We start from the raw sequence: 12830 nt of genomic DNA on the forward strand, positions 1-12830 counted from the left end.
TTCGGACCGTGCGCGGTGTAGTCGTAACCCCCGGTCACCGGCAGCTTGGCGGCCAGCGAGCAGCCGGCGCCCGCGGTGTGGTCCAGCAGCCGCCGGCACCGGCTGGTCGCGGCGGGCAGGTCCCGCAGGTCGGCCAGGCTGAGCCGGCAGGCGATGTGCCCGTCCTCGGGCCGCAGCGCGACGACGCCGTGGCCGTGCGGCAGCCGCAGCGTCCGGCGGTAGGCGCCGTCCCGCCACTCCTCCACGCCCGGCACGCCGGTCGCGGCCAGGTGCCCGAAGAGGTTGTCCGGGCACAGCGGCTTCCGGTACGGCAGCCGCAGGACGAGCGCGCCGGGCGCCGCGGTGGGCCGGCCCTTCGCGCGCTGCCGCAGTTCGGTCGGCGAGAGCGCGAACACCTCGCGGACGGTGTCGTTGAACGTCCGGATGCTGCCGAACCCGGCGGCCAGGGCCAGCTCGGTCATCGGCAGCGTGGTCGTCTCGATCAGCGTCCGCGCGGTCTGCGCGCGCTGGGCCCGGGCCAGCGCCAGGGGTCCGGCGCCGAGTTCGGCGAACACCTGGCGTTCGACCTGCCGGACGCTGTAGCCGAGGCGGGCGGCGAGGCCGCGGACGCCTTCGGTGTCGACGATGCCGTCGGCGATCAGCCGCATCGCCCGCGCGACGAGGTCTGCGCGTTCGTTCCACAGCGGCGAGCCCGGGCTGGCGTCGGGACGGCACCGCTTGCACGCCCGGAACCCGGCCTGCTGCGCGGCCGCGGCACTCGGGTGGAAGCTCATGTTCTGCCGCTTGGGCGGCACGACCGGGCAGCTGGGCCGGCAGTAGATCCGGGTCGTCAGGACCGCGCAGTAGAACCACCCGTCGAACCGGGCGTCCTTCGCCTGCACGGCCCGCACGCACCGTTCGAAGTCCTCATGCACCACGCCAGCATCGCGGACTCCGGCGACCCGGGCTAGCGGAAAAGCGACATGGTCGTGGTCAGCCGAGCAGGGCCGCCAGCGCCGGCACGTCGATGCCCACCAGGGAGTCGCGGAACACCCGCCGCTCCCCCGGCTCGACCTCGACGTCGTTGGGCACGACCAGCACCGTGCAGCCCGCCGCGACCGCCGAAGCCGTGCCCGGCGGCGAGTCCTCGACCGCCACGCAGCGCTCCGGCGAAACGCCGAGCAGCTCGGCCGCCTTGATGTACGGCCGCGGGTGGGGCTTGTTCAGACCTTCGACTTCGTCGCCGCACACGGTGACGTCGAAGAAGTCCCGGCCGATCGTGTTCAGCGCGAGTTCGGTCAGTTCGCGCTCGGTCGAGGTGACCAGCGCTGAGCGCAGGCCCGCCTCGCGCACCGCCGTCAGGGCTTCCCGGGCGCCGGGGCGCCACGGCAGCTCGTCGTCGAAGAGCCCGGCCGTGCGGCGGCGGATCTCCGCCCCCGTCGACGCGATCGCTTCCGGCGTCACCGGAAGGCCGACCACCTCGAGGAGGTAGGCCGAGGTGTCGTCCATGTTGGACCCGACGAGCGTCATCCGCTGCTCTTCGGAAAGCTTGCCGCCGAGGAATTCCGCTGTCTCGTAGAGGGCGACGTCCCACAGCTTCTCGGAATCGACGAGCGTGCCGTCCATGTCCCACAACACGGCGTCGAGACCGTCCACAGTGGATTCCCTCCGGATCAGGTGTTGAAGTACTTCGCTTCGGGGTGGTGGCAGACGATCGCGTCGGTCGACTGCTCGGGGTGCAGCTGGTACTCGTCGGACAGCTTCACGCCGATCCGGCCCGGTTCGAGGAGGGCGACGATCTTCGCCCGGTCTTCGAGGTCGGGACAGGCGCCATAGCCCAGGGAGAACCTCGCCCCACGGTAGCCGAGCTTGAAGAAGTCCTCGACGTCGTCGGGGTCCTCTGAGGCGACCGCCACACCGCCGGCGAAGGTGAGCTCTCCCCGGATGCGGCAGTGCCAGTATTCGGCCAGCGCTTCGGTGAGCTGGACGCCGAGGCCGTGGACCTCCAGGTAGTCGCGGTAGGCGTTGGCGGCGAACAGCTCGTTCGCGTAATCCGCGATCGGCTGCCCCATGGTGACGACGGTGAACGGCACGACGTCGACTTCGCCCGCCTCGCGGGGGCGGTAGAAGTCGGCCAGGCAGAGCCGCCGGTCGCGCCGCTGCCGCGGGAAGGTGAACCGCACCCGCTCGGGCGCGTCGAGCGACGGCTCGGTGAGCACGACGAGGTCGTCGCCCTCGGCGACGCACGGGAAATAGCCGTAGACGACGGCGGCGTGGGCGAGGACGCCGTCGGCGGTCAGCCGGTCGAGCCAGTACCGCAGCCGCGGCCGTCCCTCGGACTCGACGAGTTCGTCGTAGGTCGGCCCGGTACCGCCGCGGGCGCCCTTGAGCCCCCACTGACCCATGAAGGTCGCGCGCTCGTCGAGCATCGCGGCGTAGTCGGCGAGCGCGACGCCCTTGACCACCCGCGAACCCCAGAACGGCGGGCTCGGCAGCGGGACGTCGGTGGCGACGTCCGAGCGCGCGGGCGGCGGCCCGTCGAGGGCTGCCTCCTCGGCCTTGCGGGCTTTGCGCGCCTCGGCGATCCGCAGCGAGCGTTCGCGGCGTTCCTTGCGCTCCTGACGCTTTTTCTCCGCGTCGGCGTCCACGAGCGGCGACTCCCCGCGCTTGGCGGCCATGATCGCGTCCATCAGCCGCAGGCCTTCGAACGCGTCCCGCGCGTACCGGACGTCGCCGAGGTAGAGCTCGGTCAGGTCGTTCTCCACGTAGGACCGGGTGAGCGCGGCGCCGCCGAGCAGCACCGGCCAGCGCGCCGAGACGCCCCGGGAGTTCATCTCCTGGAGGTTCTCCTTCATGATCACCGTCGACTTCACCAGCAGCCCGGACATCCCGATCGCGTCGGCGCCGTGCTCGGCGGCCGCGTCGAGGATGGTCGTGATGGGTTGCTTGATGCCGAGGTTGACGACCTCGTAGCCGTTGTTGGACAGGATGATGTCGACGAGGTTCTTGCCGATGTCGTGGACGTCGCCGCGCACGGTGGCCAGCACGATCCGGCCCTTGCCGGAGTCGTCGCCGGACTCCATGTGCGGCTCGAGGTGGGCGACGGCGGCCTTCATCACCTCGGCGGACTGGAGCACGAACGGCAGCTGCATCTGCCCGGAGCCGAACAGCTCGCCGACGGTCTTCATCCCGGACAGCAGCGTGTCGTTGATGATCTGCAGGGCGGGCCGCTGCTCCAGCGCGGCGTCGAGGTCGTCGGTGAGCCCGTTGCGCTCGCCGTCGACGATCCGGCGTTCGAGGCGTTCGAAGAGCGGCAACGCGGCCAGCTCCTCGGCCCGCGACGCCTTCGACGACGCCGCGCTGACGCCCTCGAACAGGGCCATCAGCTCCTGCAGCGGGTCGTACCCCTCGCGGCGGCGGTCGTGGACGAGGTCGAGGGCGACCGCGCGCTGGTCGTCCGGGATCCGGGCCATCGGGAGGATCTTCGACGCGTGCACGATCGCGGTGTCGAGCCCGGCCTGGACGCACTCGTGCAGGAACACCGAGTTCAGCACCTGCCGCGCGGCCGGGTTGAGCCCGAAGGAGATGTTCGACAGGCCCGGGGTGGTCTGGACGTCGGGATGGCGGCGTTTGATCTCGCGGATGGCTTCGATCGTTTCGATGCCGTCGCGGCGGGACTCCTCCTGGCCGGTGGCGATGGTGAAGGTGAGCGCGTCGATGATGACGTCGGAGGTGCGCAGGCCCCACTTGCCGGTGATGTCCCCGATCAGCCGGGTCGCGATGTCGGCCTTCTTGGCCGCGGTGCGCGCCTGGCCTTCTTCGTCGATGGTCAGCGCGACGACCGCGGCGCCGTGCTCGCTGACCAGGTCCATGACCTGGGTGAACCGCGACTCGGGCCCGTCGCCGTCCTCGTAGTTGACGGAGTTGACCGCGCACCGGCCGCCGAGGCGTTCGAGGCCCGCGCGCAGCACGGCGACCTCGGTGGAGTCGAGCATGATCGGCAGCGTGGAGGCGGTGGCCAGGCGCCCGGCGAGCTCGGCCATGTCCGCGGTGCCGTCACGGCCGACGTAGTCGACGCACAGGTCGAGCAGGTGGGCGCCGTCGCGGGTCTGTTCGCGGGCGATCTCGACGCAGTCGTCCCAGCGGCCGTCGAGCATCGCGGTGCGGAAGGCTTTCGAGCCGTTGGCGTTGGTCCGCTCGCCGATCACCAGCACGCTGGCGTCCTGCTTGAACGGCACGGCCTGGTAGAGCGACGACACGCCGGGTTCGGGCCGCGGCCGCCGGGGCACCGGTGCCGTGTCCGCGACGGCCTCGGCGAGCTGCCGGATGTGCTCGCCGGTGGTGCCGCAGCAGCCGCCGACCAGGCCGGCGCCGAATTCGCGGACGAACCCGGTCAGCGCCTCGACCAGGGCTTCCGGGCCGAGCGGGTAGACCGCGCCGTCCGGGCCCAGCTCGGGCAGGCCGGCGTTCGGCATGACCGACAGCGGCACCCGGGCGTGCTTGGCGAGCTGCCGCAGGTGCTCGCTCATCTCGGCCGGTCCGGTGGCGCAGTTGAGCCCGATGACGTCGATGCCGAGCGGTTCGAGCGCGGCGAGCGCCGCGCCGGCCTCGGTGCCGAGCAGCATGGTGCCGATCGTTTCGACGGTGATCGAAACGAGGACCGGCACGGACCGGCCCTCGGCCGCCATCGCCCGCTTGGCGCCGATGACCGACGCCTTCGTCTGGAGGATGTCCTGGGTGGTTTCGACGATCACCGCGTCGGCACCGCCGGCGAGCAGGCCGCGGACCTCCTCGCGGTAGGCGTCACGCAGCGTGGTGAACGGCGCGTGGCCGAGCGTCGGGAGCTTGGTGCCGGGCCCGACCGAGCCGAGCACGAACCGCGGGCGGCCGGGCGTCGCGAACTCGTCGGTGGTTTCGCGGGCCAGCCGGGCGCCGGCCTCGGCCAGTTCGAAGATCCGGCCGGTGATGTCGTACTCGGCGAAGTTGGCGAAATTGGCCCCGAAAGTGTTGGTCTCGACGGCGTCCGCGCCCGCTTCGAGGTACCCGCGGTGCACCGAGCGGACCACGTCCGGCCGGGTGACGTTGAGGATCTCGTTGCACCCTTCGAGACCGCCGAAGTCGTCCAGGCCGAGGTCGTGGGCCTGCAGGGCGGTGCCCATCGCCCCGTCGGCCACCAGGACACGCGAGCGGAGGGCGTCGAGGAACGGGGACGACAGGCCGTCGGACATGCTGAACAGCGTAAGGCCGGTGGTCGTAGGCTGGTCCGGTGAGTGAGCCCGTCGACGAGACCCCGCGGCCGCCCGGCGGCCGCCCCGAACCCACCCGGCCGCTGATGGTGGTCGCCTTCGAAGGATGGAACGACGCGGGTGACGCGGCCAGCCGGGCGGTCGAGCACCTGCAGCTGAACTGGGACGCCACCCCGCTGGCGGAACTGGAGCCCGACGACTACTACGACTTCCAGGTCAGCCGCCCGACCGTCCGGATGGTGGACGGCGTCACTCGACGGGTGGACTGGCCGACGACGCGGCTGTCGGTGTGCCGCCCCGACGGCTTCGACCGCGACGTGGTCCTCGTCCAGGGCCCCGAGCCCAACATGCGCTGGCGCGCGTTCTGCGCGGAGCTGCTGGAGCACATCCAGCAGCTCGACGTCGCAACCGTGGTGACGCTGGGGGCGTTGCTCGCCGACACCGCGCACACCCGGCCCGTCCCGGTCACCGGAACGGCCTACGACAAGGACACGGCCTCGCTCTACGGCCTCGACCTGAACAACTACCAGGGCCCGACCGGCATCGTCGGCATCCTCCAGGACTACTGCGTGCAGGCGGGCATCCCGGCGGTGTCGATCTGGGCCGCGGTGCCGCACTACGTGTCGCACCCGCCGTCCCCGAAGGCGACGCTGGCGCTGCTGCACAAGCTGGAGGACATCCTCGACGTCGAAATCCCGCTGGGCGCGCTGCCCGAGCAGTCCGAGGAGTGGCAGCGCACGGTCAGCGAGATGGCCGACGAGGACGAGGAGATCAGCGAGTACGTCCGCAGCCTCGAGGAGCGCGGCGACGCCCAGAGCGAGGTCGCGGAGCAGGACGTGAGCGGCGACAAGATCGCCGCGGAGTTCGAGCGCTACCTGCGCCGCCGCGGCCGTGGCGGCGGGCAGGAAGGCTTCGGCCTGCGCTGAGTCACCGGCGCCAGTTGGTGGCGAACGCCCGCGCGGGGTTCGCCACCAGCAGGGCCGTGACGACGTCGCCGCCGAGCCGCTGCGCCAGCCGCGGCGCGAGCGTGGTGAGCAGGTAGGCCGCGCCCGGCTGGAACCGGGCCGCGGCCGTCGTGGTGTCGCCGCCCAGCAGGATCCGCCCGCCGTGCCCGGCCTCGACGAGCGCTTCGAGGCCGTCGAAGAGCCGCTGGTCGGTGGCGTGGTTGGCCCGCGACGGACCGTCGAAGCCGAGGAACACGCCGGTCTCGGCGATCTCCCGCTGCAGCGGCGGGTCCGGGTTCCGGTTCAGGTGCCCCAGGATCACCTTCTCGGGTGGGACATCGAGCTTGCCGCAGAGCAGGTCGACCGTCTCCAGGCCCGCCGTGCCGAGTTCGAGGTGCACGGCGATCGGCGCGCCGGTCTCCTCGTGGGCGACCGCGGCGGCGGTCATCGTCAGCCGGGCGTGCGCATCGATCGTGTGGAAGGCGCCGGCGACCTTGATCAGCCCGGCGCGCGGTGCGGTGGTGCCGGTCAGGTCGTCGACGAAGACGCCGGCGAGGTCGTCGACGAGCCGGCTCAGTGCGGCGGGCGCGTAGTGCTCGGCGCGGTGCAGGCCGGTGGCGCCCACCAGGTGCACGCCCGTCTCCCGCGCGATCCGGGCGAGCTCCGGCATCCGGCGGCCGAGCCCGTGCGGCGTCCACTGGACGAGGGCCGCACCGCCCGCCGCCTTGAAGTGGAGCACCTGCTCCGTGGCCGGCTCCCGGCCGTCGAGCTCCTGGCCCGGCAGCAGTTTCGAGGCGAAGAAGAGGTGGTCGTGCGAGTTCGTCACGCCCAGTTCGGCCGGATCGATGTCACCCAGCACCGTCCGGACCTTCGGCTCCCCAGTCACGATCGTCAGTGTAACGCCTCACCCGTTACGCTGGCGAGGTGTCCGAAGACTTCCGCCTCGACATGGGCGCCCCCTGGCTGAACCTCCTGGCCACCCGCGGCCGGCACTTCGGCGCGCAGCCGGTCGAGCGGCTGCCGACGGCTGCGCGGCTGCGCGAGTGGCTCGCTCTGTCCGAGCTGACCCCGCTCGCCCCGGTCACGGACACCGACCTGGACCGGGCCCGCGAACTCCGCGAGACACTCCGGCCCCTGGCTCTCGGCGCGGTCGACGGCCTCGCGCCGACCGCGGAGCAGGTCCGGGCCCTGGCGCAGGCACTTGCCCAGGAGCCGGTGCACCTGGCGGCGCTGGACCGGCTGCACCGGAGTGCCCCGCCGACCGCCGCGGCCGCCTTGGCCCGGCTGGCCCACCAGGCCACGGACTGGCTCACCGGCCCCCTGCGGCACGACCTGCGCGCCTGCCCCGAGCAGGACTGCCGCGGGGTGTTCGCCGACCCGGGCGGCCGGCGGCGGTGGTGCCCGTCCCCGGCGTGCGCCAGCCGCGGGCGGGTGCGCGCCCTCAGGGAGCGGCGGCGCGAGGGATCATGACGGCCACAGGATCCGGCGCATCGGCACCGCGCCGCGGGCCCGCTTGCGCCACTCGCGCGGATAACCCAGCGAGACCTCTTCGAACCGGACGCCGTCGGCCTCGGTGCTGCGCGGGATGTGCAGGTGCCCGTACACCGCGATCTCCGCGCGGTAGCGGACGTGCCAGTCCTCGGTCTTCGTCGTGCCGCACCACAGCGCGAACTCCGGCCAGTACAGCGGCGCCGTCGGGTGGCGGTGCAGCGGCCAGTGCGACATCAGGATCGTGCCGTGGTCCTCGGGGATCGCGTCGAGGCGCTCGGTGCTGATCTTCAGCCGGTCCGCGCACCACGCCTGGCGGCTCGGGTACGGGTCCGGGTACAGGAAGTACTCGTCGGTGCAGACCACGCCGGCCTCGCGGGCCTGGCGCAGGGCCTCCTCCAGGGACTTGCCCTCGGCCTCCGGGGTCCGCCAGCTGTAGTCGTAGAGCAGGAACAGCGGGGCGATCGTCAGCGGCCGCGGGCCGTGCGTCCAGACCGGGAACTCGTCCTCCGGGGTCAGGACGCCGATCTCGCGGCACTGCTCCACCAGGTACTCGTACCGGGCCTGGCCGCGCAGCTGGCAGTCGTCGTTCTTCGTCGTCCACAGCTCGTGGTTGCCCGGCACCCAGACGACCTTGGCGAACCGGCTGCGCAGGGTCTTCAGCGTCCCGATGGTGGCCTCGGCCAGCTCGGCGACGTCGCCGGCGACGAGCAGCCAGTCTTCGGGGGTTTCCGGGACGACCGAGTCGAGGATGGGGCCGTTGCCCTCGTGGGTCACGTGGAGGTCGCTGGTGGCGAACAGGTGCGGCACCCCTCCACCGTAACGACCGCCGCCGGGGAAGCTAGGCAAAACCTGCGGATCCCTTCGCGCCGGGCGCCGACGGCAGCACGTCGGCGCTCTACGACCTCGCCGACGCCGCCCGGCAGGCCGGCTGCCGGGTCCACCCCCGGCGCGGGAGCAGCACCAGCAGCCCGGCGACGACGTAGACGCCGGCCTGGACGTTCAGGAGCACGGCGGGCCCGGTCGTCGCGACGAGCGCGCCCGCCAGCAGCGCGCCGGCGGTCGTGCAGGCGGCCACGGCGGCGAACGTCGTGCTCAGCACCCGGCCGGCGCGCTCGGGTGCCACCACGCTCTGGATCTCCGACAACACCCCGGCGCCGACGGCCACGCCCGGCGCCCCGACCACGACGAACAACCCGACGTACAGCCCCAGCGCCGTCGTGACCAGCGAGAGGTTCCAGATCAGCGCGGACACCAGCCCCAGCGCGAGGGAACCCCAGCCCAGCAGCGCCGTCGGCGCGACCCGCCGCGCCACGGTGGCCAGGGCGAACCCGGCGGCCAGCCCGCCGATCGCCTGCACACCCCGCAGCAGCCCCGCGTCGGCTTCGCTGCCGCCGAGCACGTCCAGGACGTAGACCACGAACAGCACCAGGAACATGCCCTGCGCCAGCGACGTGAACACCAGCGCGAGCCCGGTGCGCCGCAGCCGCGGGTTGTGCGTCAGCTCGCGCAGGCCGGTCAGCCAGGCGCGCACCACCGGTTCCCGCGCCACCACCGGTGCCGGCGCGGCGACCCGGCGGAACGGCTTGGCCAGCAGGGCCGCGGCCACCACGAGCACGGCCAGGTAGCCGGTGATGACGTCGGTCAGCCCGCCGAAGCCCAGCAGGGCACCCCCGGCCCAGCCGCCGGCCAGCCGGGCGACACTGCCGTTCACGCTCATCAGCCCGTTGGCCGCGGTCACCTCCGCGACGCCGACCAGCTCCGGCACCAGCGCGTTGCGCGCGGGTTCGAACACCGACGCCAGTGCCGCCTGGGCGGCCATCACCGCGTAGACCAAGGTGACGCCGGGCTCGGCCAGCAGCGGCAGCGCCACCACGGCGAGCCCGCAGCAGACGCCGAAGAGCACCGCGCGACGGTTCCACCGGTCGGCGACGACGCCGGCGACCGGGCTCAGCAGCACCGCGGGCAGCAGCCCGAGCACGATGCTCAGCGCCGTCGTCGCGGCGGAGCCGGTGCGCTGGAAGACGTAGACGGGCAACGCCACCTGCAGCATCCACTCGGCCGTCTCGCCGAAGAAGGCGGCCACCCACAGCCGCGCGAACGCCGGAACCCCCAGCAGCTGCTTCATTCCTCCGCCTTCCCCGAGTGCTCGATGCGCGGGAACGCCCGCAGGCCGACGTGCACCGGGCGCGCGTCGGCGGGGGCGTCGGCGCGGATGGCGCCGACGTACGGCCGGACCAGCGCGTCGATCGCCTCGGTCAGCCGGGTCAGCTCCGCCGGCGTGACGCGCAGCGCGTAGGTGGCCAGCCCGGTCGCGGCGCGCCAGGCCGGGTCGAGGTCGTCGAAGGAGTCCAGGTACCGCTGGGTCAGCTCCTGCTCGTGGCTCAACTGCGCGCCGACCACGCCCAGCTGCGCGGCCCGGTGCGCCGGGTCGTCGGCGGGCTCCCCCAGCTCCAGACCGACCTGCCGGGCGCGCCACGGCCGCTCCCGGCCGTCCTCGGCGTCGGCCCGCTCGACCAGGCCGTACTGCGCGAGCTGCCGGAGGTGCCAGCTGCAGTTGGACGCCGTCGAGCCGACCGCTTCGGCGCACTCGCTCGCGGTGCGCGGGCCGACCGCGGTCAGGTGGTTCAGCAGCGCCGACCGCAGCGGGTGCGCCAGCGCGCGCAGCAGCTCGACGTCTTCGATCCGCTTGCGCGGCGGCAGCCCGGCCATCGGTCGTCCAATCTGAAAGAACTATTTCGAAAGTCTTCTTTCATAGTTCGTCCCGCCTGCGGGTCTGTCAAGCGGCTCCGCTATCGTTCGCGGGGCAGTGACTGCACCGGGCAGTGACTGCGTCGTCACCGAACCTGGGATGGACGTTGCCCGACCAGCGCGAACTCGCCACCGCCGCCGCCCTCGCCCTCCCCCGGTTCGTCGGGTCGACCGCGCTCTTCCACGCGGCGGTCGCCGAGCGGATGGCCGTCACCCCGACCGAGCTGCACTGCCTGCACCTGCTCCACGGCGGCGTCAGCGATTCGCCGTCCGAGCTCGCCCGGCTGCTCGGGATGAGCACGGGCGCGTTCACCCGGCTGCTCGACCGGATGGAGCGGCACCGGCTCGCCGAGCGCGCGCCCGATCCCGCGGACCGCCGCCGGCTCGTCGTCCGGCCGCTGCCCGACCGGATGGCCGAACTCGCCGAGCTGTACGCGCCGATGGCCCGGTTCGTCGGTGAACGCCTGGCCCGCTTCGACCGCCGCCAGCTGACCGCCCTGCTCGAATTCCTCACCGACGGCACCGCGGCGGCCGAACGGTCGACGGCGGACCTGCCGGATGTGACCCAGGCCATAACCCGTTGACTAACTCTACGGTTGTTGCGTTAACCTGGTTCCACTATGAGGAACTGAACCGCGCCCATCCCGCTTGAGGCGGCACCGGTCGAGCCGACGCTCCCGCGTGCCACGACGCCCGGCGTGGATCCCCGCTTTTCTTCCCCCAGGGCCCGGTGATCGCACATGTCTCCCGATTTCCCGTTGCAGGCCAAGGACGTCGTCTTCGGCTACGGCACCCGCGTCGTCCTCGACGGCGTCTCCCTCACCGCGTCGGCCGGGCAGCGGCTCGGCCTGGTCGGCGAGAACGGCACCGGCAAGTCCACCCTGCTGCGCCTGCTCGCCGGGCTCGAAGAACCGCGTTCCGGCGAGGTGCTCCGCGGCCCGGACGTCGGGTTCCTGCTGCAGGAACTCCCCTTCGCCCTGGACGCCACCTTCGCCGACGTGCTCGACGACGCGCTCGCCGAGATCCGCGCCGCCGCGGCCCGGCTCGACGAGCTGACCGCCGCCATGACCGACCGGCCCGACGACCCGGGCGTGCTCGAGGAGTACGGCCGGGTCCTGGAGTGGGCCCAGGCCCACGACCTGTGGGACGCCGACCGCCGCGCCAAGCTCGTCTGCGACGGGCTCGGCCTCGGCGGCGTCGCCCCGGACCGGCGGCTCGGCACGCTGTCCGGCGGGCAGCGGTCCCGGCTCGGCCTGGCCGCGCTGCTGATCCGGCAGCCGGAGACGCTGCTGCTCGACGAGCCGACCAACCACCTCGACGACAGCGCGATGGCGTTCCTCGAGCGTCACCTCACCGAGCTGACCGGGATCGTGGTGCTGTCCTCGCACGACCGGGTGTTCCTCGACGCCGTCTGCACCGACATCGTCGACCTGGACCCGGCCGCGGCCGACCGGCAGGCCGGCGGCGCGGTGCGCTACGGCGGCAGCTACACCGACTACCTCGGCCACAAGAAGGCCGAACGCGCCCGGTGGGAGCAGCGGTACGCCGAAGAGCAGGAGGAACTGAAGGAGCTGCGGGAAACCGTCGCGGTCACCGCGCGGAACGTCGCCTACGGCCGCGGCCCGCGCGACAACGACAAGTTCATCCACCACTTCAAGGGCGCCCGCGTCCAGAAGACGATCTCGCGGCGGGTGCGCGACGCCGAGCAGCGGCTGGAGAACCTGGAACGCGACCAGGTCCGCAAACCACCGGCGCCGCTGCGGTTCCGGGCCGAGCTCACCGGCCGCGCGACCGGCGACGGCCCGGCCATCTCGGTGCGCTCGCTGGAAGTCCCGGGACGGCTGTCGCTGCCGCGGCTGGACGTCGACGGCTCGGCCCGGCTGCTCGTCACCGGCGGGAACGGCGCCGGGAAGTCGACCCTGCTGTCGGTGCTGGCCGGCCGGCTCGCCCCGGCGGCCGGGACGGTCCACTTCGGACACGGCGTCCGGGTCGGGCTGCTGGAGCAGGACGTCGTGTTCGCCGCACCGGAGCGGACCGCGGCCCGGGTGTACCGGGACGCGCTCGGCGAGGACGCTCCCCCGTTGAGCCGGCTCGGTCTGCTGGCGTCACGGGATCTGCGGCAGCCCGTTGGGGCGCTTTCGGTCGGCCAGCGGCGGCGGCTGGCGCTGGCGATCCTGCTGGCCGAACCGCCGGACGTCCTCCTGCTGGACGAGCCGACGAACCACATATCGCTGACCTTGGCGGAAGAGCTGTTCGCGGCCTTGGAGACGGCGCCGGGCGCGGTCGTCATCGCGTCCCACGACCGGTGGCTGCGGCGGGACTGGGCCGGCGACCACCTGGAGCTGGCCGCGGGCCGGCCAGTATAGGGTGTTATCCCCGGACCGGGCCCGGCACTCGCGGGAGTGCCGGGCCCGGGTTCGTC

The 12830-nt window shown here is 72.9% G+C and carries 11 protein-coding genes; 4 read left to right on the forward strand and 7 right to left on the reverse strand.

Going from position 1 to position 12830, the window contains the following annotated elements; genetic code table 11:
- The 3 genes from ACWEVN_RS40550 to metH all read right to left on the reverse strand — a co-directional run.
- Positions 1–914 (reverse strand): bifunctional transcriptional activator/DNA repair enzyme AdaA (locus ACWEVN_RS40550; RefSeq protein ID WP_452054831.1); only part of this gene is annotated, 914 nt, incomplete at its 3' end.
- A gap of 58 nt (positions 915–972) precedes the next feature.
- Positions 973–1605, reverse strand: a complete 633-nt coding sequence (locus tag ACWEVN_RS40555) for an HAD family hydrolase (RefSeq protein WP_452054838.1) — start codon at positions 1603–1605, stop codon at positions 973–975.
- A gap of 47 nt (positions 1606–1652) precedes the next feature.
- A complete protein-coding gene (metH, locus tag ACWEVN_RS40560) occupies positions 1653–5207 on the reverse strand; it encodes a methionine synthase (protein WP_452054832.1) in 3555 nt (1184 codons plus the stop codon).
- Between the two features lie 38 nt (positions 5208–5245).
- On the opposite strand from metH, the gene ACWEVN_RS40565 reads away from it, so the two are divergent.
- Positions 5246–6151, forward strand: coding sequence for a PAC2 family protein (locus tag ACWEVN_RS40565; RefSeq protein WP_086839241.1), 906 nt, complete (start codon positions 5246–5248; stop codon positions 6149–6151).
- A gap of 1 nt (position 6152) precedes the next feature.
- Here the strand turns inward: ACWEVN_RS40565 and ACWEVN_RS40570 are convergent, their stop codons facing one another.
- On the reverse strand, positions 6153–7055 hold the full coding sequence (locus ACWEVN_RS40570; RefSeq protein ID WP_452054833.1) for a phosphotriesterase family protein: 903 nt from the start codon (positions 7053–7055) through the stop codon (positions 6153–6155).
- 38 nt (positions 7056–7093) lie between these two features.
- Between ACWEVN_RS40570 and ACWEVN_RS40575 the strand changes: the two genes are divergently transcribed.
- A complete protein-coding gene (locus ACWEVN_RS40575; protein WP_452054834.1) occupies positions 7094–7639 on the forward strand; it encodes a CGNR zinc finger domain-containing protein in 546 nt (181 codons plus the stop codon).
- On the opposite strand, the gene ACWEVN_RS40580 is transcribed toward ACWEVN_RS40575, so the two are convergent.
- The 3 genes from ACWEVN_RS40580 to ACWEVN_RS40590 all read right to left on the reverse strand — a co-directional run bounded on the left by ACWEVN_RS40580 (position 7634) and on the right by ACWEVN_RS40590 (position 10369).
- Positions 7634–8467, reverse strand: a complete 834-nt coding sequence (locus ACWEVN_RS40580) for a metallophosphoesterase family protein (protein ID WP_310972966.1) — start codon at positions 8465–8467, stop codon at positions 7634–7636. The genes ACWEVN_RS40575 and ACWEVN_RS40580 overlap by 6 nt on opposite strands.
- An 88-nt stretch (positions 8468–8555) precedes the next feature.
- Complete coding sequence (locus ACWEVN_RS40585; protein ID WP_452054835.1) at positions 8556–9785, reverse strand: MFS transporter; 1230 nt, start codon at positions 9783–9785, stop codon at positions 8556–8558.
- Positions 9782–10369 carry an ArsR/SmtB family transcription factor gene (locus ACWEVN_RS40590; RefSeq protein ID WP_452054836.1) on the reverse strand — a complete coding sequence of 196 codons (588 nt, stop codon included), beginning with the start codon at positions 10367–10369 and terminating at the stop codon, positions 9782–9784. Before ACWEVN_RS40590 ends, ACWEVN_RS40585 begins: the two co-directional genes overlap by 4 nt.
- Positions 10370–10515: 146 nt before the next feature.
- Between ACWEVN_RS40590 and ACWEVN_RS40595 the strand changes: the two genes are divergently transcribed.
- Both ACWEVN_RS40595 and ACWEVN_RS40600 read left to right on the forward strand, forming a co-directional pair.
- Positions 10516–10992 (forward strand): MarR family winged helix-turn-helix transcriptional regulator, encoded by a 477-nt coding sequence (locus tag ACWEVN_RS40595; RefSeq protein WP_310972969.1) that lies wholly within the window; start codon positions 10516–10518, stop codon positions 10990–10992.
- Between the two features lie 156 nt (positions 10993–11148).
- On the forward strand, positions 11149–12774 hold the full coding sequence (locus ACWEVN_RS40600) for an ABC-F family ATP-binding cassette domain-containing protein (RefSeq protein WP_452054837.1): 1626 nt from the start codon (positions 11149–11151) through the stop codon (positions 12772–12774).
- Positions 12775–12830 lie beyond the last annotated feature (56 nt).

The organism is Amycolatopsis sp. NPDC003861 (genome assembly GCF_053605405.1).